Source organism: Streptomyces sp. NPDC050743 (assembly GCF_044456925.1).
In the GTDB taxonomy this organism is placed as follows: domain Bacteria; phylum Actinomycetota; class Actinomycetes; order Streptomycetales; family Streptomycetaceae; genus Streptomyces.
In genome coordinates this window covers 1-25,546 of sequence record NZ_JBITGJ010000040.1, presented here as the reverse complement: position 1 = coordinate 25,546, position 25,546 = coordinate 1, and the positions used below count along the sequence as shown (strand labels likewise).

Annotated in this window: 23 protein-coding genes and 1 pseudogene; 9 read left to right on the top strand and 15 right to left on the bottom strand. The window is 73.0% G+C overall.

All coding sequences use genetic code 11. From position 1 onward, the window contains the following. Nucleotides 1-154 precede the first annotated feature (154 nt). Nucleotides 155-1,900: a malto-oligosyltrehalose trehalohydrolase gene (treZ, locus tag ACIBJF_RS30685; RefSeq protein WP_399178545.1), complete on the top strand. Its 1,746-nt coding sequence runs from the start codon at nt 155-157 to the stop codon at nt 1,898-1,900. Between the two features lie 105 nt (nt 1,901-2,005). Here treZ and ACIBJF_RS30680 read toward each other — a convergent pair whose 3' ends face one another. The 4 genes from ACIBJF_RS30680 to ACIBJF_RS30665 all read right to left on the bottom strand — a co-directional run bounded on the left by ACIBJF_RS30680 (nt 2,006) and on the right by ACIBJF_RS30665 (nt 5,979). Next, nucleotides 2,006-2,941, bottom strand: a complete 936-nt coding sequence (locus ACIBJF_RS30680; protein WP_399178543.1) for a phosphotransferase family protein — start codon at nt 2,939-2,941, stop codon at nt 2,006-2,008. Between the two features lie 65 nt (nt 2,942-3,006). After that, on the bottom strand, nt 3,007-4,134 hold the full coding sequence (locus ACIBJF_RS30675) for an aminopeptidase P family protein (protein ID WP_399178542.1): 1,128 nt from the start codon (nt 4,132-4,134) through the stop codon (nt 3,007-3,009). A 249-nt stretch (nt 4,135-4,383) separates the two neighbouring features. Then, complete coding sequence (locus ACIBJF_RS30670; RefSeq protein WP_399178540.1) at nt 4,384-4,953, bottom strand: PDZ domain-containing protein; 570 nt, start codon at nt 4,951-4,953, stop codon at nt 4,384-4,386. Nucleotides 4,954-5,112: 159 nt separating this feature from the next. Beyond that, on the bottom strand, nt 5,113-5,979 hold the full coding sequence (locus ACIBJF_RS30665) for a LysR family transcriptional regulator (protein ID WP_399178538.1): 867 nt from the start codon (nt 5,977-5,979) through the stop codon (nt 5,113-5,115). A gap of 94 nt (nt 5,980-6,073) precedes the next feature. On the opposite strand from ACIBJF_RS30665, the gene ACIBJF_RS30660 reads away from it, so the two are divergent. Next, nucleotides 6,074-6,796 carry a hypothetical protein gene (locus ACIBJF_RS30660; RefSeq protein ID WP_399178536.1) on the top strand — a complete coding sequence of 241 codons (723 nt, stop codon included), beginning with the start codon at nt 6,074-6,076 and terminating at the stop codon, nt 6,794-6,796. A gap of 702 nt (nt 6,797-7,498) precedes the next feature. On the opposite strand, the gene cyc2 is transcribed toward ACIBJF_RS30660, so the two are convergent. Then, nucleotides 7,499-9,661 carry a germacradienol/geosmin synthase Cyc2 gene (gene cyc2 / locus ACIBJF_RS30655; protein WP_399178534.1) on the bottom strand — a complete coding sequence of 721 codons (2,163 nt, stop codon included), beginning with the start codon at nt 9,659-9,661 and terminating at the stop codon, nt 7,499-7,501. A 180-nt stretch (nt 9,662-9,841) separates the two neighbouring features. Here cyc2 and ACIBJF_RS30650 point away from each other — a divergent pair, with 180 nt between their 5' ends. Both ACIBJF_RS30650 and ACIBJF_RS30645 read left to right on the top strand, forming a co-directional pair. After that, nucleotides 9,842-10,678, top strand: coding sequence for an alpha/beta fold hydrolase (locus tag ACIBJF_RS30650; RefSeq protein WP_399178532.1), 837 nt, complete (start codon nt 9,842-9,844; stop codon nt 10,676-10,678). Beyond that, complete coding sequence (locus ACIBJF_RS30645) at nt 10,675-11,937, top strand: cytochrome P450 (RefSeq protein WP_399178531.1); 1,263 nt, start codon at nt 10,675-10,677, stop codon at nt 11,935-11,937. The genes ACIBJF_RS30650 and ACIBJF_RS30645 overlap by 4 nt, the downstream gene beginning before the upstream one ends. Here the strand turns inward: ACIBJF_RS30645 and ACIBJF_RS30640 are convergent. Then, nucleotides 11,930-13,120, bottom strand: a complete 1,191-nt coding sequence (locus ACIBJF_RS30640) for a damage-control phosphatase ARMT1 family protein (RefSeq protein WP_399178529.1) — start codon at nt 13,118-13,120, stop codon at nt 11,930-11,932. The genes ACIBJF_RS30645 and ACIBJF_RS30640 overlap by 8 nt on opposite strands. Before the next feature lie 22 nt (nt 13,121-13,142). Beyond that, nucleotides 13,143-13,790 carry a ScbR family autoregulator-binding transcription factor gene (locus tag ACIBJF_RS30635; RefSeq protein WP_351806622.1) on the bottom strand — a complete coding sequence of 216 codons (648 nt, stop codon included), beginning with the start codon at nt 13,788-13,790 and terminating at the stop codon, nt 13,143-13,145. A gap of 433 nt (nt 13,791-14,223) precedes the next feature. Between ACIBJF_RS30635 and ACIBJF_RS30630 the strand changes: the two are divergent. Beyond that, nucleotides 14,224-15,047 (top strand): annotated as a pseudogene (locus ACIBJF_RS30630) (lytic polysaccharide monooxygenase). Between the two features lie 30 nt (nt 15,048-15,077). On the opposite strand, the gene ACIBJF_RS30625 reads toward ACIBJF_RS30630, so the two are convergent. Next, nucleotides 15,078-15,731, bottom strand: coding sequence for a Tat pathway signal sequence domain protein (locus ACIBJF_RS30625; protein WP_399178527.1), 654 nt, complete (start codon nt 15,729-15,731; stop codon nt 15,078-15,080). A 586-nt stretch (nt 15,732-16,317) separates the two neighbouring features. Here ACIBJF_RS30625 and ACIBJF_RS30620 point away from each other — a divergent pair. Then, a complete protein-coding gene (locus tag ACIBJF_RS30620) occupies nt 16,318-17,031 on the top strand; it encodes a DUF6230 family protein (RefSeq protein ID WP_399178525.1) in 714 nt (237 codons plus the stop codon). Between the two features lie 5 nt (nt 17,032-17,036). Next, the gene (locus tag ACIBJF_RS30615) at nt 17,037-17,507 is read left to right on the top strand and encodes a DUF6114 domain-containing protein (RefSeq protein WP_399178524.1); all 471 of its coding nucleotides are present in this window, start codon (nt 17,037-17,039) and stop codon (nt 17,505-17,507) included. 28 nt (nt 17,508-17,535) lie between these two features. Here the strand turns inward: ACIBJF_RS30615 and tatA are convergent, their stop codons facing one another. Genes tatA through ACIBJF_RS30600 form a run of 3 tightly spaced genes read right to left on the bottom strand, consistent with a single transcriptional unit; the run spans nt 17,536 to nt 20,793 of the window. Next, the gene (tatA, locus tag ACIBJF_RS30610; protein WP_399178522.1) at nt 17,536-17,799 is read right to left on the bottom strand and encodes a Sec-independent protein translocase subunit TatA; all 264 of its coding nucleotides are present in this window, start codon (nt 17,797-17,799) and stop codon (nt 17,536-17,538) included. 56 nt (nt 17,800-17,855) lie between these two features. Further along, a complete protein-coding gene (gene mgtA / locus ACIBJF_RS30605; RefSeq protein WP_399178520.1) occupies nt 17,856-20,435 on the bottom strand; it encodes a magnesium-translocating P-type ATPase in 2,580 nt (859 codons plus the stop codon). Beyond that, nucleotides 20,425-20,793 (bottom strand): ArsR/SmtB family transcription factor, encoded by a 369-nt coding sequence (locus tag ACIBJF_RS30600; protein WP_399178519.1) that lies wholly within the window; start codon nt 20,791-20,793, stop codon nt 20,425-20,427. Before ACIBJF_RS30600 ends, mgtA begins: the two co-directional genes overlap by 11 nt. Nucleotides 20,794-20,984: 191 nt before the next feature. On the opposite strand from ACIBJF_RS30600, the gene ACIBJF_RS30595 reads away from it, so the two are divergent. Then, a complete protein-coding gene (locus ACIBJF_RS30595) occupies nt 20,985-21,440 on the top strand; it encodes a TerB family tellurite resistance protein (protein WP_351806638.1) in 456 nt (151 codons plus the stop codon). Between the two features lie 149 nt (nt 21,441-21,589). On the opposite strand, the gene ACIBJF_RS30590 is transcribed toward ACIBJF_RS30595, so the two are convergent. After that, nucleotides 21,590-22,549, bottom strand: coding sequence for an ABC transporter substrate-binding protein (locus tag ACIBJF_RS30590; RefSeq protein WP_399178517.1), 960 nt, complete (start codon nt 22,547-22,549; stop codon nt 21,590-21,592). A gap of 107 nt (nt 22,550-22,656) precedes the next feature. Between ACIBJF_RS30590 and ACIBJF_RS30585 the strand changes: the two genes are divergently transcribed. Further along, the gene (locus ACIBJF_RS30585) at nt 22,657-22,809 is read left to right on the top strand and encodes a hypothetical protein (RefSeq protein WP_399178615.1); all 153 of its coding nucleotides are present in this window, start codon (nt 22,657-22,659) and stop codon (nt 22,807-22,809) included. Here the strand turns inward: ACIBJF_RS30585 and ACIBJF_RS30580 are convergent. Genes ACIBJF_RS30580 through ACIBJF_RS30570 form a run of 3 tightly spaced genes read right to left on the bottom strand, consistent with a single transcriptional unit; the run spans nt 22,775 to nt 25,325 of the window. Beyond that, nucleotides 22,775-23,443, bottom strand: a complete 669-nt coding sequence (locus tag ACIBJF_RS30580; protein ID WP_399178515.1) for an ABC transporter permease — start codon at nt 23,441-23,443, stop codon at nt 22,775-22,777. The two genes, ACIBJF_RS30585 and ACIBJF_RS30580, sit on opposite strands and share 35 nt — an antisense overlap. Further along, nucleotides 23,440-24,093, bottom strand: coding sequence for an ABC transporter permease (locus tag ACIBJF_RS30575; protein WP_399178513.1), 654 nt, complete (start codon nt 24,091-24,093; stop codon nt 23,440-23,442). The genes ACIBJF_RS30580 and ACIBJF_RS30575 overlap by 4 nt, the downstream gene beginning before the upstream one ends. Continuing rightward, a complete protein-coding gene (locus ACIBJF_RS30570; protein ID WP_399178511.1) occupies nt 24,090-25,325 on the bottom strand; it encodes an ABC transporter ATP-binding protein in 1,236 nt (411 codons plus the stop codon). Before ACIBJF_RS30570 ends, ACIBJF_RS30575 begins: the two co-directional genes overlap by 4 nt. Between the last annotated feature and the right edge of the window lie 221 nt (nt 25,326-25,546).

Below are 25,546 nucleotides of genomic sequence, written 5' to 3'. Positions count from 1 at the left end.
ACTTCCACGACACCCACCGGGAAAGGACGGATTCGAAAGCGGATTGATCGTCCCGGCGGGCACGATGGGGGCGCGGGACATCACGGTGAGCAGGCGAGACATCACAGGCGCAAGCTCACAGACGCAAGCCATCACAGACGAAGGGGAACCGTCCGTGCAGTTCGAGGTGTGGGCACCGCAGGCAGACCGAGTGACGCTCCATTGCGAGGGCGGCACGCGCGCGTTGGCGCGTGATCCGGAGCGCGCGGGCTGGTGGACGGGGGAGGCGGAGGCCGGTGACGGCGCCCGGTACGGCTTCGCGCTGGACGACGGCCCCGTGCGGCCGGACCCGCGCTCGCGCCGCCAGCCGGACGGGCCGGACGGGCTGAGCGCGGTCGTGGACCACGGGCGCCATGCGTGGCGTGCCGAGTGGGCGGGGCGTGGACTGCCCGGTGCGGTGCTCTACGAGATGCACGTGGGCACGTACACCCGGGAGGGCACCCTGGACGCGGCGGCGGCCCGGCTGGAGCACCTGGTGGAACTGGGTGTCACCCATGTGGAGTTGCTGCCGGTGTGTCCGTTCCCGGGGCGGCACGGGTGGGGCTACGAGGGGGTGTCGCTGTGGGCGGTGCACGAGCCGTACGGCGGCCCGGAGGCGCTGAAACGGTTCGTGGACCGGGCGCACGAGCTCGGTCTGGGCGTCGTCCTGGACGTCGTCCACAACCACTTGGGCCCGTCCGGGAACTATCTGCCGCTCTTCGGGCCGTACTTCACCGATGCCCACCACACGCCGTGGGGCTCGGCGGTGAACCTGGACGGGCCCGGCTCGGACGAGGTACGCGCGTTCTTCGTCGGCAGCGCGCTGGCGTGGCTGCGGGACTACCGGATCGACGGGCTGCGGCTGGACGCGGTGCACACGCTGTACGACACGCGCGCGTGCCACTTCCTGGAGGAGCTGTCGGCGGCCGTGGACGCTCTCGCCGACGAGCTGGGCCGGCCGCTGTTCCTGATCGCCGAGTCGGACCTGAACGACCCGCGGCTCATCACCGCGCGCGCGGAGCACGGCCTCGGGCTGCACGCGCAGTGGAACGACGACTTCCACCACGCCCTGCACACCGCGCTGACCGGTGAGTCGCAGGGCTACTACGCGGACTTCGCGCGCGCCCCGTTCGCCGCGCTCGCCAAGACGCTCACCGCCGGCTACTTCCACGACGGCACGTACTCCAGCTTCCGCGGCCGGCACCACGGCAGGCCGCTGGACCGCGCGCGGGTGGCCGGGCACCGGCTGCTCGGCTACGGCCAGACCCACGACCAGGTCGGCAACCGCGCCCAGGGCGACCGGCTCGCGGCCCGTCTGTCCCCCGGGCTGCTGGCCTGCGCGGCGACGCTGACGCTGACCTCGCCGTTCACGCCGATGCTGTTCATGGGCGAGGAGTGGGCGGCGGGCACGCCCTGGCAGTTCTTCGCCGACCACACCGATCCGGAGCTGGCCGAGGCGGTACGGCGGGGCCGGCGGCGGGAGTTCGCGGCGCACGGCTGGGCCGAGGAGGACGTACCGGACCCGCAGGACCCGGCGACCCGCGAACGGTCCTGCCTGGACTGGTCGGAACCGGAACACGAGCCCCACGCGAGCGTGCTCGCCTGGTACCGCCGGCTGATCGCCCTGCGGCACGAGCAGCCGGACCTCACCGACCCGGACCTGGCCGACACCAAGGTGGCCTACGACGAGGACGCCCGCTGGCTGGCCTTCCGGCGCGGTGACGTACGGGTGGCGGTGAACCTCGGCAAGGAACCCGCGGCGATCCCGCTGGGCACCCGCCCCGCGACGGTCCTGGCGGCCTGGGAGCCGGTGGAGCTTCCGGGAGCGGACGGGCTGCTCCAGGTGCCCGGGGAGTCGTGCGTGGTGCTGGCGCAGCCCTGAGCGGGGCCGACCGTGCCCCGTAGCGGCGCGGGGCCGTGTCCGCTCCGCGCCTGCCGCCGCGTGGGCACCCCCGGCAGGCGCGCGCCGCGGGCCGGAGTCGGTGCGCTACGGCTCCGGCTCGTCCTCCTTGAAGTCCGACAACCGCTCCAGCAGGATCGGCTCCCAGGCGCGCCGCAGCTGGGTCCGCAGGAGCGCGGGGGATCCGCCCGCGCGGCCGTCCAGGTGGTCGGTGAGGTGGATGACGGTGTCGCAGCGGGCGAGCCACAGGCCGCGCAGGCAGGGGCGGGCGGCGTAGCCGGCGAGGGTGGCGGCGCGGACGGCCGCCGGGGAGCCGACGGCGACGGCCAGGCCGGCGATGTCCTCGGCGGGGTCGCCCAGGGACGCCCGGGTCCAGTCCAGGATGCCGCGCACCCGGCCGTCGGCGCTGGCCACCACGTGCTCGCCGGTCAGGCCGTGGTGGGTGAGGACGGCGGTGCCGGGCTGCGCGGTGAGCTGGGCCGCGCCGGGCGGGGTCAGCTGGTGCAGCCGGGCGGCGTCGAACTCGTCGGCGGCGGCGAGCCGTTCGGCCGCGTGCACGGCCATGCGGCGCAGCGCCTCCAGGGAGCGCGGGGCGGTGCGCGGCACGCCGAGCGTCTCGGCCTGCCGTGCGGGCACCGCGCGCAGCCCGGTGAGCAGGGCGGCGAGATCGGCCTCGCCGACGGCGGACACGTCGTGCTCGTCGGCGGTGCCGCCGGGCACCTTGGTGTCCAGGGTGTAGGCGAGGCCGGGCGCCCAGTCGCCGTGCGCGACGCTGGTGGGGACGGCGACGGGCACGTGCGGCCGGACCAGGTCGCGCAGGCGCAGTTCCCGGCGGCGCAGCACCGAGGCCTCGCGGTCGGGGGCGAGGCGCAGCACATGACGGGCGCCCACCCACCACGTGTGCGCGCTGCCCTCCGTCACGGGCCGCACATCGGGGCCCGCCGTGTCGGCGCCGCCCTCCTTGAGCAGCGAACGGACCAGTCTGCGGACGGTGTCCGCGGTGGGTTCCGGTGCCTGGGTCATGGGTCGCGCGTCGCCGTTCCTGGATGTCGTCGAGGGTGTGTCCCCTGGGTCGCCTCAGCGGTCTGTCAGCCCACTATGACCATGTCACGCGTGGTGTTGTTGAGGCGGCGGCCGCCGTCCTCGGTCACCGTGACGATGTCCTCGATGCGCACCCCGAACCGGCCGGGCAGGTAGACGCCGGGCTCGACGGAGAAGCACATCCCGGGCACGAGGGGCTGTTCCTCGCCCTCGATCATGTACGGCGGCTCATGCGTGGTGACGCCGATGCCGTGCCCGGTGCGGTGGATGAAGTACTCGCCGTAGCCGGCGTCGGTGATCACCGCGCGGGCGGCGCGGTCGACCTCCTGGCAGGCCACGCCGGGCCGTACGGCCTGGTAGCCCGCCTCCTGGGCCTCGCGCACGATGTCGTGCACCCGGCGCTCCTCCTCGGTGGGTTCACCCACGTGGACGGTGCGGGTGGTGTCGGAGCCGTAGCCGTCCTTCAGGCCGCCGAAGTCCAGGACGACCATGTCGCCGCGCCGGATGACGCGGTCGCCGACCTCGTGGTGCGGGTTGGCGCCGTTGGGGCCGGAGCCGACGATGGTGAAGTCGACCTGGGAGTGGCCGAAGCGGCGCAGCAGGCCGGCGAGGTCCTGGCCGACGTCGGACTCGCGGCGGCCGGCGAAGGGAACCTTGCGGATCTCCTCGAACGTCGCATCGGCAGCCGCTCCGGCGGCGGCGAGGAGTTCCAGTTCCGCGGCGTCCTTGACGGCGCGCAGCATGGGGAGGGCGTCGGTGAGCGAGGCGTAGGAGGTCTGCGGCAGGGCCCGCTGGAGGCCCAGCAGGTGCATGGCCCAGGTGTTGTCGCTGATGCCGAACCGGCCCTGGCCGTCGAGGAGGGCGGCGGTGACGGCGTAGGGGTCCTTGCCGTCGGTCCAGTCGCGCAGGGTCAGCGCGGTCGCGCCGGCCGCGTGCTCGGCGTCGGGGGCCTCCAGGGTGGGCACGACGAGCACGGGGTCCCGGCCGGGGGTGAGGACCAGCACGGTGAGCCGTTCGGTGACGGCGGTGGGCGTGTAGCCGGTGAGCCAGACCATGTCCGGTCCCGGCGCCACGAGCAGTCCCGCGAGGCCGGCGTCGGCCGCGGAGCGCGCGGCACGCTCCATGCGGGCCCTGTAGTCGGCGGCGGTGAAGGTCGCGGGCGTACTACCGGTCATCCGGGCCTCCGGGCGCGGGTGGGGAAACGGGCGTCGGCGTCTCGGGCAGCATCCTGCCCGGCCGGACAGGGTCACGCGAGCCGATCGCCGGTGCTCCCCGCGGGGCGCGGTCGGCTCGGAAGGGACTCGGCATGGGGCCATCATGGCGCGCCGGGCGGACGGTCACCAGCGGGTTTCCCGGGGTGACCGAGAGTCGTGCGGCGGGGCCCGCGGCGGCCCGCTGAAGCCTCGTGAGGCAGGGCGCACGTCTCACGTCACCACGCCGGGTACGACCGTCAACTGCTGGTAGCCCCCTCCGCTGTGACGCACGGTGAGGAGCACCTGCTTCCCGGGGCGGGCCTGGGCGACGGCCCGGGCGAGGTCGGCGGCGGTGTCGACGCGGGCGGAGCCGAACTGCAGCAGCACGTCCCCGCGGACCAGGCCTGCCGTATAGCCGGGGCCGGGCACGTGCACGCCCACGACCAGCGCGCCCACCTTGTCGGCGTCGACGGCCTCGACGCCCAGGGTCGCCCCGGTCGCGGCGGCGGGAGCGGGGCTCGGGGCGGGTGTACCGGCAGGGGCGGTGGGCGCGGGCCTGGCCGGCGGGGCCTGGCGTTGCAGCTCGGCGAGCTTGCTCATGCCGATCACGGTGGCGCCGACCGTGCCCATGCCGACACCGGACAGCACGAGCAGGGTGCCGGTGCACAGGACGAACAGCAGGGTCCGCAGCCGCCGTCCGCGCCGTGGCGCGGCGTGCGGGCGGTGCGGCGGGCCGGGGGTGCCGCTCTCCCCCCGGTCCTGACCGGGCATCGGCTTGGGACGCAACACAGTCTGTTCCATGGTTCGCTCGCCTCCGGCTGGTGCTCTACCCGGGGCGCAGGGCCGCGACGAGACACGAACGAGTGAGACTGGCCCGAGCGTGGCGGAGGGTAGCCATAGCCCAAAGGGGCCGGCGTCGGGGCACACCCAGCGCCCATGTCCTTCGGCGCGGCGCGGGCGTCACACCGCTCGCACCAGCCTTCGCACCACCTCCCGCGCCGCTCCTCCGGGACTCCCGCCGTGGACGAGTTCCGTGCGGTGGACGACCCGGGGCGCGGTGAGGGGGACGGCGACCGTGCCGGGTACGGCGGTGGCGGCCGAGCTCGGCAGCAGGGCGAGGCCGTGGCCGGCGGCCGCGAGGGCGGTGAGAGTGCGCAGGTCGGTGCCCTCGTAGCGCAGGGCGGAACGGAACGCGCGGCTGCCGGTCGCGGCGCGCAGCTGGCCGAGCGGGAGGGCGGCGTCGGGCGCGTCGAGCCAGCGGGCGTCGGCGAGGTCGGCGAGGCGCAGGCCGGCCCGGGTGGCGAGGGGGTGCCGGGCGGGCAGCAGGACGCTCACGGGTTCCTCGGCGAGACCGTGCGTGGTCAGCGGCGCCACGTCCGGCAGGCGCAGCGGATCGCTGGGTGCGGCGAGCCCGTCGAGGAGGCCGAGGTCGGCGGTGCCGGTGGCGACGGCGGGCGGAATCTCCGCGCGGGTGAGGACGCGCAGGGTGACGCCGGCCGGCGGGAGGGCGGCGAGGACGCCCGCGCCGAGCGCGGTCGGGGTGGTGGCGAGGGTCAGACCGCGCTGGGGTGCGGCGGCCATGCGGAGGATGTCGGCGCGGGCCGCGTCCAGCCGCAGCAGCAGCGGGCCCGCGTGCTCCAGCAGCCGCTCGCCGGCCGCGGTGGGCGCGACGGGGCGCCGGGTCAGCAGGGGTGCGCCCAGGTCCTGTTCGAGCGCGGCGATGTGCTGGGAGACCGCGGACTGGGTGTAGCCCAGCTCGCGGGCGGCCTCCGAGAAGGAGGCGAGGCGGGCCACGGTGACGTATGTGCGCAGCAGGTGCGGGTCCATGCGGCCCAGGATCGCATCACCATCAGCTCTGCTTATCGATGGTGCAGTAATCATCGTTGGACGTGAACTCGCGGTGGCCCGGAGGATGAGGGGCATGACGAACACCGCCACCGTCGCCCTCGTCGGCGACCGCTCGCCCCATGTCGTTTCGCACACGCGCGTGCCGCTTCTGCTGGAGGCCCTGGCCGAACGCGACGGGCTGGTCCTGGACGCGTACTGGATCCCCTCCACGGACGCGGAGGCCGAGGGCGCGGTCCGCGGCTTCGACGCGGTGTGGGTGCTGCCGGGCAGCCCGTACCGCAGCGAGGCGGGTGTCCTCGCGGCCGTACGCACGGCGCGCGAGGAGGGCATTCCGTTCCTGGGCACGTGCGGCGGCTTCCAGCACGCGGTGCTGGAGTTCGCCCGCAACGTGTGCGGGCTGACCGGGGTGGCACACGCCGAGAACGACCCGGACGCCACCGACCCGCTCATCGAGCCGCTGGCCTGTTCGCTGGTGGGCCATGAGGCCGCGGTGACGATCGAGCCGGGCTCGCTGGCGGAGTCCGTGATCGGCGCGCCGCGCACGGTCGAGCGGTACTTCTGCGCCTACGGCCCCTCCCGCCACCTCGACACGCTCCGCGCCCACGGACTGCGGTTCTCCGGCCACGACGAGGACGGTCAGGTACGGCTCGCCGAACTGCCCGGCCACCCCTTCTTCCTGGCGTCCCTGTTCCAGCCGGAACTCTCCGGCGACCCCGCGCGCCCGCACCCGATGATCAGGGCCCTGGCGCAAGCCGCGGCCGACCACGCGTCCCGCGAACTCGCCCACCCGGCCTGAGCCCCGCCGCCCCTCGGACCACCGCGCCCCGGCCCGGCGCCGGTCGGCCGCCCTCTCCCGGACGACCCGACCCCCGGACGGACGGACCGCCCGACGCCGCGGCCGAAAACGCGGCAGGCCTCGGCGCGACGGTTCGAGGGCGCCTGGGCCTCCGGACCTTGGGGCATGGCCTCTGCGCGGCGGTTCGAGGACGCCCGGACCTCCAGCCTTGGGGCCACCGCCCGGCCGTCGAAAGGCCGCCCCCGAGACCACCGAGGTGCCGGGCCACCCGAGTATCGGACGGCCTCCCCCTCAGACCACCCGACCGCCCGACCAGCCGACGGCCGCCCCGCACCACCGGCCCTCGGACAGCCCGCCCGCCGTGGCCCCGGACGTACTCCGTGGTTCCGGCCGCCCGGCCGTCGAAATGCCGCCCCCCGCGACCACCGAGGTGCCGGGCCACCCGAGTATCGGACGGCCTCCCCCTCAGACCACCCGACCGCCCGACCAGCCGACGGCCGTCTCGGTCCACCGGCCCTCGGACAGGCCGCCCGCCGTGGCCCCGGACGTACTCCGTGGTTCCGGCCGCCCAGCGGTCCGCGAGTCGCGGGCCGCCGCCGTGGCTCAGCCCGTGTGGCCCTCTCCATGGCCGCCGTATGCGCCGCCGTGGGCTCACCGAAGTTCCCGGAGTGCCCGGTTCCGCACGAGCGGATTCCGCGACCGTCAGCCGAGTGAGAGGGCCGGCGCTGCGGGCGCCCGGCCGGGCAGGAAGCCGTGTGAGCGGCGGCCCAGCCACTCGGCCTTGTAGCGGTCCACGCTCCGGTGCCAGTTCAGGATTCCGGCCATCCAGTTCTGCAGGTCGAGGACATAGCCGTCCATCGCGGCCCGCCCCGCCTCCGAGAGCTCGAAGCCGTCGTAGAGCACGGGCAGTTCGTGCTCTACGACGTGCTCGAACTGCTGCATGCGCTGGGTCGTCAGGTCGTGTACGACACGGAGGGCGGCCGGGTAGTCGACGCCGAAGAAGTTCTGCACCACGAGGACGGAGTTGTGGATCTCACCCTCGTACTCGATCTCCTTCTGGTACGAGAAAATGTCGTTGAGCAGGCAGGCGTAGTCGACGGCGGCGTTCTCCAGGAAGCGGACCGGGCCGCTGCGGTACACCTCCGGCGGGACGGCGGGGCCGCGGCCCATCCGGCACAGGCTCAGGGTGAGGTCGGAGCCGAAGGTGGCGCGCCGCATCTCCAGGTAGTCGACCGGGTCGGGGATGCGGTTCTGCAGCTGGTTGGACAGCTCCCACACCCAGCTCTCGGTCATGGTGTCCACCGCCGTCTTCAGGCCGCGCCGCTGGTCGGCGGTCATGCCGGCCGTCGTCCGCGCCCACAGGTCGATCAGCCCCCGCTCCATCGCGTTGGCCGGGACGAGGGCCGGCCCGCCCTCGACGGGCATGCACTGCGACAGCCGGGCGGTGGTCAGCCGGGCGGCGGCGAGGTCCCGGCGGCGGCCGTGGACCAGCGGGTAGTAGTCGTCGCCGTACGTCCCCCAGGCGAGCCACTGGGCGCTGAGGTCGAGCGCCTCGGGGGTGGCGTCCGGATCCAGGCCGGCGGAGCACAGCGCGAGGTCGTGGGCGGCGAGTCTGTCCTCGTCCCAGACACCCTCCTCCAGGATGCCCATGCGGTGCGACCAGCCCACGAGGCCCAGGCGCGCGTCGTCGAGGTGGGGGCTCAGTTCGAGCCGGTACGGCATGTGGAACTCGGGCAGGATCGACGGGCCGACCTTCTGGTACGGCAGGTGGGTGTAGGCGCGCAGGCGTTCCTGCGCGGCCGAGGCGAGGAGCGCACCGACGTCGGCGGCCGACACACCGGGGCCGCTGGACAGCTGCCAGGGCGCGCCGGGCCGCGCTCCCTTGTTCATGTAGCGGCTGGAGCGCATGTGCCATTCGTGGCCGCCGGACTGCCAGTCCTGCAGCCCCTTGGTGTAGGCGGCGACCGCTGCGGCCTGGTCCGGGGTGAGGCCCTTCTCCACCGCCACGGCGGGGACTTCGGTGAGCGCGGTGTGCTCGAACTGGTGCAGACGTGAGGTGAGGATGTCGTTGACGGTCTCGGCGGCCTCCTGGGTCGTACAGCCGAAGAAGGTCTCCAGCACCAGCACGCCGTTGCTGTTCTCGCCCTCGTCCTCGACCTCGCGCTGGTAGGAGAACAGGTCGTTGCGCAGGTGGACGGCGTCGGAGAACGTCTCCATGAGGACCCGCAGCGGCCGGGTGCCGGCGACGGCGGCGGGCACCTCGGCGGTCGCGTACTCCACGAGCCCGGCCGACCAGGGGGCGCCGCCCACCTTGCGGCGCATCTCGATGTACTCGACGGGGTTGGCGATCCGCCCCTCGTCGATGTTCGACAGCTCCCACATCGACTCGTTGAGCAGGTGCTCGGTGGCCACGGAGAAGCGGCGGCGCCAGTCCAGAGACATCGACGGCACCGTGCGCGCCCACAGGTCCTTCAGCCCCGCCTCGACGGGATTCCCCGGCTCCGGCACGGGGGTTGCCGGGTCGAGCGGCATGAACAGGGCCAGGCGGTCCAGGTGCGCCTTGCCGGCGGCGCGGTCGGGGGTGCGCTTGTACATGTCGAGGAAGTGGTCGTCGAAGAAGAACACCCACACGTACCAGTCGGTGATCAGCGAGAGGGCCGGTCCGTCGCAGTCGGGGTGGGTGTACGCGCACAGCAGTCCGTAGTCGTGCGCCTCCAGGTCGGCCTGCTCCCAGATCCCGGAGCCTTCCAGCATGCCCATCTCGCGTGCCCACTCGGTCGAGTGGGCACGGGCCTCGTCGAGGTGCGGGTTGAGCCGCGCGGGATACGGCATGTAGAAGTGCGGGAGTTCGAACGGCTGCGTCATGGCCGGGGCCCTACCCGCGGTCTCCAACGCCCATCCGCCACACGGGACATGATCACACCATCGCGTGAACCGCCGGGGAACAGGGGAACCTCCGGGCTCGGACGAGCACCGTCGCGGGGCCCCGCGGTATGCCCCGTCCGCGCCCTTGCCGTGCCCTCGCTGACGGGCCACGGTAGGCCCATGACCTCCTTTGTGCTGCCCCATGAGGTGCACGGCGACGGCGCCCACAAGGTGTTCGCCGTGCACGGCTGGTTCGCCGACCGCTCCGCCTACGCCACCGTCCTGCCGGACCTCGACCGCACCTCCTTCACCTATGCGCTGGTCGACCTGCGCGGTTACGGCGAGGCCCGGGACGCGGCGGGCGCGTACACGACGGCCGAGGCGGCCGGGGACCTGGTGGAGCTGGCCGACCATCTGGGCTGGGAGCGGTTCTCGGTGATCGGGCACTCGATGGGCGGCGCGGTGGCACAGCGGCTGGCCGCCACGGCCTCGGACCGGCTGCGCCGGATGGTCGGTGTCTCCCCGGTGCCGGCCTCGGGGGTGCCGCTGGCCGGCGAGCAGGCCGCGCTGTTCGAGGACGCCGCGCACAAGCCGGAGAACCGGCGCGCGATCATCGACTTCACCACCGGGGGCCGGCGTCCCGCCGCCTGGCTGGACCGGATGGTCGCGCGCTCGCTGGAGTGCAGCGACGCCCATGCGTTCCGGGCCTGGCTGGGCTCCTGGGCGGCCGAGGACTTCCACGCCGACGTCGAGGGCAGCGAGGTGCCCGCGCTGGCCGTGGCCGGGGAGCTGGACCCGGCCCTCCCGCCCGAGGTCATGCGGCAGACCTGGATGTCCTGGTATCCGCGTGCCGAGCTCGTGGCCCTGCCGTTCGCCGGGCACTACGCCATGGACGAGTCCCCGCTGGACCTGATCCGCGTGGTCGAGGACTTCCTGCGAGCGGACGCCGAGAAGCCGGCCTACGCCGGGAACCCGGCGGCCGCCGTGGCCGCCGTCGGCGAGGGCGAGCCGGCGTGAGCGTGCGCGAGACCCGTCCGGTGCCCGACGTGTTCGACCCGCGCCGGTACGCCGTCGGTGTGCCCCACGACGACTACCGCCTGCTGCGCGAGGGCCACCCGGTCGCCTGGCAGGAAGAGCCGGAGGTGCTGGGCTGGCCGGCCGGGCCGGGTTTCTGGGCGGTGACCCGGCACGCGGACGTCGTCCGGGTGCTGAAGGACGCCACGACGTACTCCTCCCGCCTCGGTGCGACCCAGATCCGCGACCCGGACCCGGAGGACCTGCCCTTCATCCGCCGCATGATGCTCAATCAGGACCCGCCGCAGCACGGACGGTTGCGGCGGCTGGTGAGCCGGGCGTTCACGCCGGGCCGGGTCGACCGGTTCGCGGCCGTCGCCCGGGAGCGGGCGCGCACCCTGCTCGCCGGTGCGCTGCGGCAGGCCCGGCACGGGGACGGCTCGGCCGACCTGGTGGCCACCGTCACCGACGAGTACGCCCTGCTCAACCTGGCTGATCTGCTGGGCGTGCCGGAGAGCGACCGGCGGCTGTTGCTGCACTGGACGCAGCGGGTCATCGGCTACCAGGACCCGGACGAGGCCGGTCCGGCGGTGCTGGACGGGACGGGGAAGCCGGTCAATCCGCGTTCCCCGGCGATGCTCGAGGACATGTTCGCGTACGCCCACCGGTTGGCCGCGTACAAACGCCGGTATCCGGCGGACGACATCATGACGACGCTCGCCCACGATGCCGAACTCGCCGAGGGTGAGATGGAGATGTTCTTCTTCCTGCTCACCGTCGCCGGCAACGACACCGTGCGCAGCGCGGCCCCCGGCGGACTGCTGGCCCTGGCAGAGCACCCGGAGGCCTATGCGTCGTTGCGGGCCGGCAAGGTCGAACCGGCCACCGCCGCGGAGGAGTTGCTGCGCTGGCATCCGCCCGTGCTGACCTTCCGCCGGACCGCCGCGCGGGACACGGAACTCGCGGGGCGGCGGATCCGGGCCGGGGACAAGGTCGTGGTCTTCCACGCCTCGGCCAATCGGGACGAGCGGGTCTTCACCGATCCGGACCGGCTCGACCTCGCCCGCTCCCCCAACCCGCACGTGTCCTTCGGCGACGGCCCGCACGTCTGCCTGGGCGCCCACTTCGCACGGCTGCAACTGCGGCTGCTCCACGAGGAGGTGCTGCGGGTGGTCCCCGAGCCGCGGCTCGCCGCGCCGGCCGGGCGTCTCGTGTCGAACTTCATCAACGGCATCAAGTCACTGCGCGTGCAGGTCACTTGACGTCGGCGCCGGAAACCTGGATCAGCGCGTGCGTGCCGCTGGTGCGCCAGCGCCCGTCCTCGGCCGCCACCAGCGCGGCCTCGGTCGCCGCGGACAGGCCGGTGATCACGTCGGACTTCAGGGTGCGCAGCGCGGCGACCGGGCCGGGGAAGTAGGCGGTCGTCTCCTGGAAGGGCGTGGTCGGCGGCCAGAGCCGGTCGCCCACCAGACGCCGGTAGTTGAGGTCGCCCTTGAAGACGGTCAGGGTGGCCGCGGCGAACTCGGCGCGCAGGTCGTCGGGCATCTCCTCGTACGGCAGCGGGGCGCAGGAGAAGGGGTGGGCGCGCACGGTGAGGCGGCCGTCGGCCATGGCCGACCAGAGCACGCGCCCGTACTCGGCGGCCGCGCCGGAGGCGGCGCGCAGCCGGTGCAGCGCGTCGACGACGTCGGCGGTGGTGGCGTCGGAGACGTAGTACGGGTACGGCTTGACGTGCAGCACCGTGCGTGCGGCCCGGCCCTCGGCGAGGAGATGGGCGATCAGCAGCAGGTCCGGGACGAGTTCGCGACCCGCGTTGTCCGCGACCAGGACGAGAGTGGCCGTGCCGTCGGGCGGCAGCAGCGACCACAGGGCCGTACTGTCGTCGGCGACCAGCGCGGGGGCCGGGTCCCGGGCCTCGGCGCCCTCGGCGGAGAGCCGGAAGCCGAGGTCGGCGCGGTTGCCCCACAGCGAGCCGTGCAGCAGGGCGTGCGCCCGCGCCTCCTCCGGCAGGCCGGGCAGGGCGTCCAGTGCGGCCAGTTCCTCGTCCGTCTCCGGCGCGTCGAGTTCGGCGCGCTTGAACGGGCGGAAGGGGTCGATGCCCTGCCAGGCGCCGGGGCCGAACCAGCCGACGGCCTCCAGCAGCCGGCGGTAGAAGTAGCTCTCGGACCACAGCCACGGCACGTCGTACCAGGAGTTCCCGGCACAGCCGGCCAGGCCCCACTCCTGCCACCGGTCCCGGTCCGGGGCACCGGCGGGCAGCGGCTCGACCGTCCCCTCGGTGCAGCTCTTCAGCAGCTCCTCCAGTGCCCGGTGCTGCCCGGGGCCGTACGGGAAGGCGTCCCGTACCCGGCCGATGATCGCGGGGTGCCGTTCGGCCAGCACGCTGTGCGGGAACGAGCCGGGTTCGTTGCCGAGGATCACGGGTGCGAACGGGGTGGAGGGCATGTCCGTCACCGTATCGCGCGGCTCAGGCGGTTCTGATCTCCCGCTCCAGCTGCGTGGCGAGCGTGACGTAACGGGGACGGCGGTGCACCGGGACCAGGCCCCGGATCAGGAGGTGCCACATCTCGGCAACCCGGCGCGGAAGCCGACCTACCGGTTCGAGCGAGCGGCCTGCGACGCGGGTGCCGACGAAGAAGGAGACCAGCGAGTGCGCGACGATCCCGACGTCGAGATCGCCGTGCACATCGGACTCCCTGACGGCTCCGGTGAACTTCCGGGTGGCGAACTCCAGCCACTCGGTGAACGGGTGCCGCAGCGGCGGGCGTACGGCGACGCCGGCGGTGGCGAGGCGGAGCGCGGCGCGCGGCACCGGGTCCTCCACGGCGAGTCTGGCGATCCCGAACGTGGTGCGCATCAGACCTTCCAGCGAGGAGCAGCCGCGGCTCTCGACCTCGGCGACCAGCGCTTTGGCAGCGCCCGCGTTGAGCTCCAGGATGACGTGGGCGAGGTCCTCCTTGGCCGCGAAGTGGAAGTACAGCGCCCCCTTGGTGACCTTCGCGTGCGCGACGATGTCGCTCAGGCTCGTGGACTCGTAGCCCTGCCGGTCGAACAGATCGGCGGCGGCCGTGATGATCGTTGCCCGGGTCTGTTCGGCGCGTAACTGCCTCGCCATCCTCGGACCCCTCCTCGCGACTCGTACGAACGGGACATGCGGTTTGTTTTTGACCCCTTGCACACGATAACTCACCGAAGGGCAGCGGCAGTCCGGGGTGCGGACCGGCGCCGGGACACGTGTCACCTGCCGATCCGGCGTCGGACGGCCCCTCGGCGGTCCGCGAACGACGAGACCAGGACGCATCCCCCCTTCCGTGCCCGGCCGCTTCCGGCAGCCGCGGGGCGGCGGGTGCCGGACCCATGATCGCCACGATACGAGGACGACCGCCGGCTCCTCAACGGTGTCTTGAAGGAGGCGCGAAACGTCCGTACCGGTCGGTGCTTTCGCCCCCCGGACCACCGATCCGCCGGTCCGGCTGAACGCACGGACCGTCCCCGCCGTACTGGACCGCGCAGACCCCGTTCCCGCGCCCGCCGAGGAGACATCCCGGATGACCCGGACGACCGCCCGCCCGAGCGTCACGGCGGCCGCCGCCGCGGCCCCGCTCCTGCTCCTGTCGTGGCGGCGGGGCCTGCCCAGGCGCACGGGGCCCCCACGGATCCGGTCAGCCGGGTCTACGCCTGCTCCCCCGAGGGCGGCGAGGCCGGCCGCTCGGCGGCCTGCCGGGCGGCGGTCGCGGCGAACGGCGCTCCCTTCACCGCGTGGGACAACCTGCGCGTGGCAGGGGTGAACGGCCGTGACAGGAAGGTGATTCCGGACGGCAGACTGTGCAGCGGGAACCTTCCGGCGTACCGGGGCCTGGACCTGGCGCGGCGGGACTGGCCGGCGACCCGGCTGACGCCCGGCGGCAGACTGACGATGACGTACGCCTCGACGATCGCGCACGCGGGCACGTTCCGGCTGTATCTGACCAAGCCCGGCTACGACCCGGCGAAACCGCTCGCCTGGTCCGATCTGCCGGAGCGGCCCTTCGCGCAGGTCACCGACCCGCCGCTGCGCGACGGGGCGTACCACATCGGCGCGACACTGCCGACGGACCGGACGGGCCGTCAGGTCCTGTACACCGTCTGGCAGAACAGCAGCACGACGGACACCTACTACTCGTGTTCCGACGTGGTGTTTGCGGAGAAGGGCGAGAAGGGGGCGGGGAAGACGAAAACCGGACCTGCCGTGTCGGCAAGTCCGGCTTCCGCCGCCGGCGGGCGCGTCACCCGGGACTCGGGCCCCTCGGCGCCCGTGCTGGCGGGCGGCGCCGCAGCGGTGCTGGTGCTCACCGGGGGCGCCGCCCTCGCAGTGCGTCTGCGACGGCGCTGAACTCTGCTGATTATCAGAGAAGTTGGCTGCTCAGTTGACGTAGACCGGGGTGCCGCCGTCCGTCACGGGCGCGTACTTGGCGGTGAAGTAGCCGTTGGCGAAGCACAGCGACGAACCGGAGGTCTTGGTGAACTGCTGGTTGGTGAAGCTGATGCTGTTGTCGGCGTTGTCGGCCTTTCCGGTCAGGGAGGCCGCCTGGTAGACGCAGGTGATGGAGCCCAGCAGGGTGCGCAGCTTGACCGTGGTCTGGATGGTGGAGCCGCTCGCCGGCGAGACGGTGAGGGTGCCGTCGGAGGCGACCGTCGCCGTGTAGGGCAGGTTGTCGACGGTGATGCTGCTGACACCGAGGACGCCGGTGACGTTGCTGGTGCAGGAGCTGCTGTCGAAGGTGTGCCCGGTGACGGACTCGGTGGCCGTGCCGGGGGCGGTCGGGTTGTCGGTGACCGTGGCGGTGAACTGGGAGGACGTGCAGCTGACGCCGCTGGTGCCGGTCGCGCTGGAGTAGAGCGTCGCGGACGTGCCGGAGGCCAGCGGCGCGGTGAGGGTGTCACCGGTCGCCACGGCGGTGCCGCCCGCGCCGCCGGTGGTGAGGACGGCGCTGCCGTCGGCGGAGGCGGGGGCGGCGACCGCGAGGGCGAGTGCGGTGATGGTGCCGGCGAGGGCGAGAAGGGATCGCGTACGCATGCGGGCGCCTCTTTCCTGGGTGGGGTCCGGGTGAGGTGGGTGGGGGTGCGTGGTGCCGCCGGCGCGGGGCCGTGCGCCTTCTCCGTACGCGACGGTCCGGCGACGGCGGCGGTACAGGCGCCGGCCGAAGGCCCGGGGGAAGGCCTTCGGCCGGGCCGGCAGGGGGCGGCCGGGCACGGCGGGGGTGAAGCGGCCATGCGGTGCCGCACCGATGTGAACGGTTTCTGTCGGCCGAGGTGAGCGGTCGGCGTGAGGCCGGGCAACGCATCCGGTGCCGCTCGGCGGATCCGGCGCCACGGATCCGTGGAAACAGGGGAAGTTGTAGACCTGATCAACCGTCAACGTCAAGCACTGTCAAGGGAGTTGTGGACCGCGATCGCAGCTCGCGCACATCCGGCACCCTTTTTTCACAACTACCTTGACCTCCCGAAGTAACCGGCGGTAACTTCCTCGCAGGCTACTGCCGCGTAACGAGAAAGCCCTTGCTCCGCCGGGGTGCGAGGAGGCGTACGCGACAGTCGCTGTCCGCGCCAGGACACCGCGCCGCTGAAGCCCAACCCGCAGATCCATGCCCATGGGAGCAGACATGGCCTCGTCCCCGGACGTCCCGTCCGTCGGCAACACCCCCGAGCACCCGGGAAACGGTTCACTCTCAGAAGCCTCGGAAGCCTCCGAAGCACCGCACGCGGCCGGAACCGCCGCCGGCGAGCGGCGCGGCCGGGTCCGGGCCCGCCGTGCCGCGGTGATGGCGGTACCCGCCACCCTCGTCGCCGCCGGTCTCGCCGTGCTCACCGCCCAGGGGGCGCTGGGCGTGCAGTTCGCGATCTCCGGCATGCCGTTCACGGTCACCGCGACGGAACTGAACGGAACCGGTTTCGAGCAGTTCGGCGGCCTCGACAACATGGCGGACGGCAGCCCGAACGCCGGGGACACCGGCGGTCAGGTGCTGGTGGTGACCTCCGCGATCAAGAACGCCACGCTCGACCATCTGTGCCAGAGCGTCGACCTCGGCGGCACCAACCTGCTGATCACGGCGGGCGGCGGCGCGGACAAGGTAAAGGCCAGCGACCTGACCACGGACTCCACGGAGCTGTCCGGCAACGCCGCGTTCGACAACATCGAGATCGGCAACGACGCCGGCACGCTGACCAAGGCGGGTGTGAAGGGCCCGATCGGCGTCTTCAGCCAGCAGGCCGACACCGTGCACATCGCCAATCTGCGGCAGACCAACTACGCGACGACGGCAGGTGTGTTCAAGCTTCCCGGTCTCAAGCTCCGCTTCAGCGACTCGGGTTGCTGAGCGCGGTGGCCGACCGTCCACGCCGGGGAACGCGGGCCGCCTTCCGCGGCTGGCGGGCCCGCCGTCCGTTCTGGGGCGGGCTGCTGCTCGCGCTGGCCGGCGGCGAGATCCTGCTCACCGAGAAGGCCTCGCTGAAGGTCGTGATGCACATCGGCATGCAGGGGGTGGCCGGCTACCTGCTGCCGACGCTGATGGCGCTGCTGGGCCTGCTGATCCTCTTCAACCCGGCCCAGCGGCTGTTCTACTCCATCACCGGTGTCCTGCTCTCCCTGGGCACCTGGGTCACGTCCAACCTGGGCGGCTTCCTCATCGGCCTCCTGCTGGGCGTGACCGGCAGCTGCCTCACCTTCGGCTGGCTCCCCGACCAGGAGCCGCGCGTCGGTCGCCGCGGGCGCCGCGAGCGGGCGAAGGCGGCGGCGCGTGCACAGGCCGAGGGTGCCGAGGACCCGCAGGGGGCGGAGGGCCTGGCCGTCTGACGGCCCGGTGACGCACGGAGCCCCGCGCTCACCGGGGCTGGGCGGACGCCCCCGTCTCCGTGGCCGTCCGCTCGGCCGCCGGCGTGCGGGCCTCGCTCGCGGGCACGACCTGCGACGGCTCGACGACCGGCGCGCCGGCGTCGTCCTTCATCGCCTTCGCCTCGCTCTTGAGAATGCGCATGGACTTGCCCAGCGCTCGCGCGGTGTCCGGGAGCTTCCGGGAACCGAACAGCACGAGGAACACGATCGCGACGATCAACAGGTGCCAGGGCTCGAGTCCATTGCGGAGCACGACCGCCCCCCTTCTCGGAAAAGCTTGCTGTTTTGCGCAACTGTACAACCCGCGGACTACGGCCGGCGCCGCGCGTGGCGGCTCGCCGCGACGGTGAGGGCCAGGGCGTACAGGCCGAGGACGGCGGCGAGCAGCAGGTGGTACGGGGCGGGCAGGGCGGTCATGCCGAGCGCGGTGCCCAACGGGCTGGGCGGTAGAGCCAGTCCGACGGCGGCGAGGAAGGCGGCGGCCCAGCCGACCGGTCCGGGCCGGCCACCACGCGCGAGACGCCGGCCGTCGCGCAGGAGCAGCATGACCAGTGCCTGGGTGAGCAGGTTCTCGGTGAACCAGGCCGAATGGAACACGGCCTGGTCGTCCAGGGCGTCGGGGCCGTTCAGGGCGAGCGCGAGGACGTCGAAGGTGGCGAGGTCGGCGAACGCGTTGAGCACGCCGAAGCCGGTGATGAAGCGCAGGAAGGCGGGCGGCCGCAGCACGGTCGGCCGGCGCAGCTCGCTCGGGGCCGGGCGGTCGTGGGCGAAGGCGAGCTGGGCGGCGTCGAAGCACAGGTTCTGCGCGAGCACCTGGACGGGGAGCATCGGCAGGAAGGGCAGCAGCAGTCCGGCCGCGAGCATGGCGAGGACGTTGCCGAGGTTGGAGGAGAGGGTGACCCGCAGATAGGCGGCGATGTTGGCGCTGCTGCTCCGGCCGGCGGTGACGGCGTGCCCGACGGCGGTGAGGTCCTTCTCGGCCAGCACGACATCCGCGCTCTCCCGCGCCACCGCCACGGCCCCGCGCGGCGCGATCCCGACGTCGGCGGCGAGCAGCGCGGCCACGTCGTTGACGCCGTCCCCGAGGAAACCGACGGTGTGCCCGGCGGCCCGCAACCCGGTGACGACGCGGGCCTTGTCCTCGGGCGTGCAACGGGCGACGACCGTGGCGGTACCGGCGGGGACCACGCCGGTGCGGGCCGGGGTCGCGTCCGCGCGGCCCTGGGCGTCGCCGCCCCCGGCGATCCGTACGTCACCGGGCTCCAGGCCCACCTCCCGGCAGACGCGGGCCGCGGTCGCCGGGTGGTCGCCGGTGAGGATGTGGACCCGGATGCCGAGGGCGGCGAGGGTGCGCAGGGACTCGGCGGCGCCGGGGGCGAGTTCGTCGTGGAAGGTGACCAGGCCGCGGAAGGTGAGACCGCGTTCGTCGGCGGGTGTGTACGCACGGGTGCGGGCGGGCCGCTCGGCGGTGGCGACGGCCAGCACCCGCTGCCCTGTCTCCGCCTCGCGCGCGGCGAGCGCGAGCAGCCGCCGCCGCTCGCCGTCCGGCAGCTCACAGCGCTCCAGGACGTCCTCGGCGGCGCCCTTGGTGATCAGCAGGTGCCGGCCGGGCCGGCCGGCGACGACGGCGGTCGCGAGGCGCCGGCCGGGCGCGACGGGCAGCGCGGCGAGCCCGTCGTACTCCTCCCCCACGGCTCCCGCTACGGCGAGCAGCGCCTCGTCGAGCGCGTCGGGGACGGGCAGTTCGGCGAGTTGCAGGGTCCACCAGGCGCCCACGGCCGCCCAGCGCAGCACCTCCGGATCGTCCCGGCCGTCGGGTCCGAGCGAGCGGGCGGCTTCCGGCCGGTCCTGGGTGAGGGTGCCGGTCTTGTCCACGCACAGCACGTCGATCGCGCCGAGGTCGTGCAGCGCGGGCAGCCGCCGTACGACGACCCGGCGGGTACGGGCCAGCAGCGCGGCACTCCGGGCGAGACAGGTGGTGACGATCACCGGGAGCATCTCGGGGGTGAGTCCGACGGCCACGGACACGGCGAACGGCAGCGTCTGCAGCCCCCGTCCGCGCAGCGCCGCGCCGGCCATGAGCACCAGCGGCGGGGTGAGCAGCATGAACCGGACCAGCACCCAGGCGATGCCGTGCACGGACCGGTCGAAGGCGCTGGGCACGCGCGCCTCGGGCGTCCGCTGCGCGGCGGCGAACCGCGTGTGCGCCCCGGTCGCCACGACGACCGCGGTGGCGCCGCCCGCCACGACCGCGCTGCCCTGGAAGCACAGATGGGACTCGGCGAGCGGCCGGGGCAGCTCGGCCGCGGCCTTGGCCACGGGCGCGGACTCGCCGGTGAGCGCCGACTCGGACACCGTCAGGCCGTGGGCGCGCAGCAGTCGTACGTCGGCGGGCACGAGGTCGCCCGGACCGAGCCGTACGACGTCGCCGGGGACCAGATCGGCCACCGGGACCTCGTGGGCGCGCGGGGCGGCGGTGTCGTCGGTGCGGCGCAGCACGGTGGCGGTGCCGGCGACGAGTTCGCGCAGGGCGGCGAGGGAGCGGTCGGCGCGGCGCTCGCCGGCCGCGCGCAGCGCGCAGCTGACGGCGACCAGGGCGAGGATCACCGCGGCGGTACCCCACGAGGCGACGAACGCCGAGACCAGGCCGAGGGTGAGCAGGACGGTGGTGAACGGGTCGCGCAGGCCCCGTGGAAAGCGCCGGAGCGCGGAGGGGGTGCGCGGGCGGGGCGGCGCGTTCTCCCCGTGGGTGGCGAGCCGGGCGGCGGCCTCGGCGTCGGTGAGCCCGCGCGGTCCGGTGTCGAGGCGCCGCAGCACCTGAAGGGACGTGCCGCTCGCCGGGCCGGTCCCCGGTCCGCTCGCCGGGCCCGTCGGGGTCTCAGAGGCCACGGAGGCGGCGGGCCGAGGCCGGTGCGGCCGCCGCCCGTTCGGTGAGCCGGCCGACGAGGAGGCGTACGACGTCGACGACGGCGGCCTGCCCGGCGGCGTCCACGAAGTACACCTGGCGGCGGCCCTCGCGACGGGAGCGGACGAGCCCGGCGAGCTTCAGCTTGGTCAGGTGCTGGCTGACGGCCGGCAGCGCGCCGCCGACCCGCTCGGCGAGCCCGGTGACGTCGCTCTCCCCCTGGATCAGCGCCCAGACGATGTGCAGCCGGGCGGGCGAGGCGAGCAGTCCGAAGGCGGCGGCCGCCTCGGTGAGCACCTCGGCGGAGGGGTCCTGGTAGCCGGTGCCGGGCGCTGTCGCCACTGTCGCCTTCCCTCCGCGTCGTGCTGTGTTCGGTCTGTTCCGTCTCTGTGCGAGGACTCAGTCTAGGTCGCAGGAACTTCCCGGCGGCCCCGGGAGTTTCCACGGTGCTGGAGTTTCTACGGTGTTGTAGAAGGCGCGGCGGGTGTGCCGGAAGACCCGGCCGTGGTTCACGAGTGACACGAGGAGTGCGCATGGCCCTGTGGGACCGCATCAAGGAGTCGGCGTCGCAGATGCAGACCCAGTTGGAGGCGAAGAAGAACGACCTGAAGAGCGGCGCGTTCCGCGATGCGAGCATGGCGATGTGCGCGCTCGTTGCGGCGGCGGACGGGACCGTTGATCCGTCGGAGCGGCAGCGGGTGGCCCAGCTCATCGCCACGAACGAGGTGTTGCAGAACTTCCCGGCGGACGACCTCAGGCGCCGCTTCGAGGAGAACCTGAACAAGCTGACGACCGACTTCGCCTTCGGCAAGGTGAGCGTGCTGCAGGAGATCGCCAAGGCGAAGAAGAAACCGGCGGAGGCGCGTGCCGTGATCCAGATCGGCATCGTGATCGGCGGCGCGGACGGCGACTTCGACAAGACGGAGCAGGCCGTCGTGCGCGAGGCGTGCTACACGCTGGACCTGCCGCCGCACGAGTTCGACCTCTGAGCCCACGGGTCCGCGCCCCGGCTGGTCACGTCCACGCGGTAAAGCCGCACATCGGACACAGCCCCGCGCCCTTCAACGTGCGGCGCGGGTGCTCCCGGTGTCCCGGGGGCACCCGCGCCGGCGTCTACGCGGTCGTGCCTAGGGAGACGTCAGGCGAGTCCGGCGGACTTCAGCCAGGCCTGGGCCACGTCCAGCGGGTCCTTGTTCTGGGTCTGCACCTGGGTGTCCAGATCCAGCAGGGTCGCGGTGTCGAGCTTGGCCGAGACCGCGTTGAGCGCGTCGACGCCCTTCTGGGACAGGGCGCTCTTGTAGACGAGCGGCTGGACGTTCTCGAAGCCGAAGAGGTTCTTCGGGTCCTGCAGGACGACGAACTTCTCCTTGGAGATGGTCGGGTCCGTGGTGAAGATGTCCGCGACCTGCACGGCGTTCTTCTTCAGCGCGGACTGGGTGAGCGGGCCGCCCGCGTCCAGCGCCTTGAAGGACTTGAACTGCAGGCCGTAGACCGACTTCAGGCCCACCAGGCCCTGCTGCCGGGTCTGGAACTCCGGCGAGGCGCCGATGACCAGGTCCTTGGCGATGTCCTTGAGGTCGGCGATGGTCGACTTCTCGGTGAGGTGGTACTTCGTCGCGGTGGCCGCGTTGACCGTGACCGAGTCCTTGTCCTCGGCCGGCGAGGGCTTGAGCAGGGTCAGCTTGGAGTCCAACTTGGCCTCGATGGCCGTGGTGGTGGCGTCGGCCGTCTTCGGCGTGGCCTTCGGGTCGAGGTAGGCCAGCAGCGCGCCGTTGTACTCGGGCAGCACCGAGAGGGACCCGTTCTTGATCAGCCCGTAGGTGGTCTCGCGGCTGCCGATGTTCGGCTTGTAACTGACCTTGATTCCCTTGGCCTTGAGGGCCTCGCCGTAGATGTCGGCGAGCAGGGTGCTCTCGGGGAAGTTGTTGGATCCGACGACCACGGTGTCGCCGCTCGCCTTGCTGTCCGTCAACGGGTTGCCGCCGGACTTGTCGTTGGAGGAACAGCCCGTCAGCAGAGCCGTCGCCGCCGCGAGGGCGACCACCGCCGCGCCTCGGTTCCTCCGGATGGACCTGCTGATGCGGTTGGTGGAAGTCACTCACCGATCCAATCCAGCCGGTTCTCGGTCAGTCAAGGGGCTCCGGATCACCGATTGGCCTCGATCTGCGGTCAGTTGCGACGCGCCCGTGCCGCGCAGGCTCATCGATGACCCTGGTGCCCTCCCCGACTCCGGTCGGGGCCTTCGACGCCCGGGAGCGCGGCTCGGTGCGGGACGCGCTGCTCGTCGTCCTCGAACAGGCGCGCCCGCACCGGCCGCTGGGCCTCAGCCGCTGCGCCGCACCCCCGCCGAGACCGTGATCCGGGAGGCGGCCCAGAACACCACGAGGGTGGTCAGGGCGAGTCCGGCGACCAGGGTGGCGCCGCCCACCACCTTCTCGTAGTTCTTCTGGTAGAGACCGTCGATGATGTAGCGGCCGAGCCCGCCGAGGCTGACGTAGGCGGCGATGGTGGCGGTGGAGACGATCTGGATGGCCGCCGTGCGCAGGCCGCTCAGGATGAGGGGAAGGGCGACGGGCAGCTCGACCTGGAACAGCACCCGCGCCTCGGGCATACCCATGCCCCGGGCGGCGTCCACGGGCGAGGGGTCGACGGAGCGGATCGCCTCGTAGGTGGTGACCAGGATCGGTGGTACGGCGAGCACGACCAGCGGGATCATCACCGGCAGCAGACCGAATCCGATCCAGATGAACATCAGGACCAGCAGACCGAAGCTGGGCAGGGCCCGGCCCGCCGTGGCGATCAGCGCGAGGGCGTTGCCGCCGCGGCCGTAGTGGCCGGTGACCAGGCCGACGGGCAGTCCGATCAGCGCGGCGAACAGCAGTGCTTCCAGGGAGTACTTCACGTGCTCGGCGAGCCGGGTGGGGATGCCGTCGTAGCCGTGCCAGTGGGCGCTGTCACTGAAGAATGAGTGCGCGAAGTTCAGGACGTTCACCGGGAGGCACCCTTCCTCGGCATCCAGGGGGTGAGGAGACGGCGGACGAGGACCAGCAGCGCGTCGGCGAGGATGCCGAGCACCGCGGTCGTCAGCACCGAGTTCACGGCCAGGGCGGGCCGGTGATACGTGGTGGCGTCGTTGAGCATGTTGCCCAGCGCGCCCTGGTTGCCGATGAGCATGCCGACGCTGACCAGGGAGAGGCTGGAGACCACGGCCACCCGCAGGCCCGCGATGATCGCGGGGGCGGCGATGGGCAACTGGACCTGGAGATAGCGGCGTACGGGCCCGAAGCCCATGGCCTGCGCGGCGGCCAGGGTCTCCGGCGGCACCGAGCGGACGCCGTCCACGATGCCCGGCACCAGCACCACCAGGCTGTAGACCGCGAGCGGGATCATCACCGTCGTCTCGCTCTGCCCGAAGTAGTCGATGAGCACGACGAAGAAGGCCAGCGACGGGACGGAGTACAGCACGGTGGTGATGCCGAGGACGGGTGGGTAGACCCAGCGGAAGCGTACGCAGAGCTGGGCCACGGGCAGTGCGACGAGCAGCGCGGCCAGCACCGGCAGCAGGCCCTCGCGCACATGCAGGCCGACGAGCCCGAGGTAGCTGTGCTGGAGGTCGCTCGGGAGGTCGAAGAAGCCGTTCATCGGGCGGCCTTGAGGTCGGCGTCGCCGTCCGTGCCCTGGCCCGGTGGGGCGGCGGTGTCGTCCGCAGCCGCGGCGGGTGCGGCATCGGTGTCGTCCGCGGGCCGGGCGCGCCCGGTGTCGGTGCCGCCGTCCGCGACCCGGCTGTGGGCGGCGCGGATGGCCTCGCCGATGACCTGCTGGGAGACGACACCCACGGCGCGTCCCTCGCCGTCCACGGCGACGGCCCAGCCGGTCGGCGAGAGCACCGCCCCGTCGAGCGCGGTGCGCAGCGAGTCCTTGCCGGGCACGAACGGCCGTCCGTGGTCGAGGAGTTGTGCCGGGTCGACGGCCCCGGCGGTGAGCCGGCCCGGCTCGCTCCAGCCGAGCGGCCTGCCGTCGGGGTCGGTGACGAGGAGATAGGGGGCGTCGGCGCGGGCGGCGAGCCGGTCGGCGTCGGCGTCGACGCCCACGATCGGCCCGGTCTCGAGCTCCAGGCCGGTGGAAGGGAAGAAGGACAGCCGGCGGATGCCGCGGTCGGCGCCGAGGAAGTCCTCCACGAAGGCGTCGGCGGGCGCGCTGAGCAGGTCAGCCGGCGGGGCGAACTGGGCGAGCCGGCCGCCGGTGCGCAGCACGGCGACCATCGTGCCGAGCTTGATCGCCTCGTCGATGTCGTGCGTGACGAAGACGATGGTCTTGCCCAACTCGTCCTGGATGCGGAGCAGTTCGTCCTGGAGTCCCTTGCGCACCACGGGGTCGACGGCGGAGAACGGCTCGTCCATCAGCAGCACCGGCGGATCGGCGGCGAGGGCCCGGGCCACGCCGACGCGCTGCTGCTGGCCGCCGGAGAGCTGGTACGGGTACCGCTTGGCGAGCCCGGCGTCGAGCCCCACCCGCTCCATCAGCTCGGCGGCTCGCGCGCGGGCCTTGTGCTTGCTCCAGCCGAGCAGCCGGGGCACGGTGGCGATGTTGTCGAGGATGGTGCGGTGCTGGAAGAGTCCGGCGTTCTGGATGACGTACCCCATCGAGCGGCGCAGGGTGTTGACCGGCTGCTGCCGGATGTCCGTGCCGTCGAGGAGGATGCCGCCCTCGGTGGGTTCCACCATCCGGTTGATCATCCGCAGGGTCGTCGTCTTGCCGCAGCCGGAGGGCCCGACGAGCACGGTGATCGCGCGGTCCGGTATCTCCAGCGACAGCCGGTCGACCGCGACCGTGCCGTCCGGATACCGCTTCGTGACTGACTCTATCCGTATCAAAACGCCGAATGCCCTTCGGGTTTGGCGGATTTCCGCCCGCTTTCGGCCACGGTCGTCGATGCGCAGGCCGTTGCGGGGAGAGTCTAGACCGCAAATGTTGCGACGCTTTGGCGGGCGAACGACCGGCTAGAAGGCTGCTGAAAATCTTGTTTGAGGGGCTGCTCGGCTGTGGGCCGGGCGGCCCTTTCGCTATGCGGTGGCCGGGGTGAGGTGCCAGCTGC

What these genes read in the sequence shown, in the direction of transcription:
- ACIBJF_RS30680 (WP_399178543.1), bottom strand. Translation starts at nt 2,941, where the DNA reads ATGACCCAGGCACCGGAACCCACCGCGGACACCGTCCGCAGACTGGTC.
- ACIBJF_RS30675 (WP_399178542.1), bottom strand. Translation starts at nt 4,134, where the DNA reads ATGACCGGTAGTACGCCCGCGACCTTCACCGCCGCCGACTACAGGGCC.
- ACIBJF_RS30670 (WP_399178540.1), bottom strand. Translation starts at nt 4,953, where the DNA reads ATGGAACAGACTGTGTTGCGTCCCAAGCCGATGCCCGGTCAGGACCGG.
- ACIBJF_RS30665 (WP_399178538.1), bottom strand. Translation starts at nt 5,979, where the DNA reads ATGGACCCGCACCTGCTGCGCACATACGTCACCGTGGCCCGCCTCGCC.
- ACIBJF_RS30660 (WP_399178536.1), top strand. Translation starts at nt 6,074, where the DNA reads ATGACGAACACCGCCACCGTCGCCCTCGTCGGCGACCGCTCGCCCCAT.
- cyc2 (WP_399178534.1), bottom strand. Translation starts at nt 9,661, where the DNA reads ATGACGCAGCCGTTCGAACTCCCGCACTTCTACATGCCGTATCCCGCG.
- ACIBJF_RS30650 (WP_399178532.1), top strand. Translation starts at nt 9,842, where the DNA reads ATGACCTCCTTTGTGCTGCCCCATGAGGTGCACGGCGACGGCGCCCAC.
- ACIBJF_RS30640 (WP_399178529.1), bottom strand. Translation starts at nt 13,120, where the DNA reads ATGCCCTCCACCCCGTTCGCACCCGTGATCCTCGGCAACGAACCCGGC.
- ACIBJF_RS30635 (WP_351806622.1), bottom strand. Translation starts at nt 13,790, where the DNA reads ATGGCGAGGCAGTTACGCGCCGAACAGACCCGGGCAACGATCATCACG.
- ACIBJF_RS30625 (WP_399178527.1), bottom strand. Translation starts at nt 15,731, where the DNA reads ATGCGTACGCGATCCCTTCTCGCCCTCGCCGGCACCATCACCGCACTC.
- ACIBJF_RS30620 (WP_399178525.1), top strand. Translation starts at nt 16,318, where the DNA reads ATGGCCTCGTCCCCGGACGTCCCGTCCGTCGGCAACACCCCCGAGCAC.
- ACIBJF_RS30595 (WP_351806638.1), top strand. Translation starts at nt 20,985, where the DNA reads ATGGCCCTGTGGGACCGCATCAAGGAGTCGGCGTCGCAGATGCAGACC.
- ACIBJF_RS30585 (WP_399178615.1), top strand. Translation starts at nt 22,657, where the DNA reads ATGACCCTGGTGCCCTCCCCGACTCCGGTCGGGGCCTTCGACGCCCGG.
- ACIBJF_RS30575 (WP_399178513.1), bottom strand. Translation starts at nt 24,093, where the DNA reads ATGAACGGCTTCTTCGACCTCCCGAGCGACCTCCAGCACAGCTACCTC.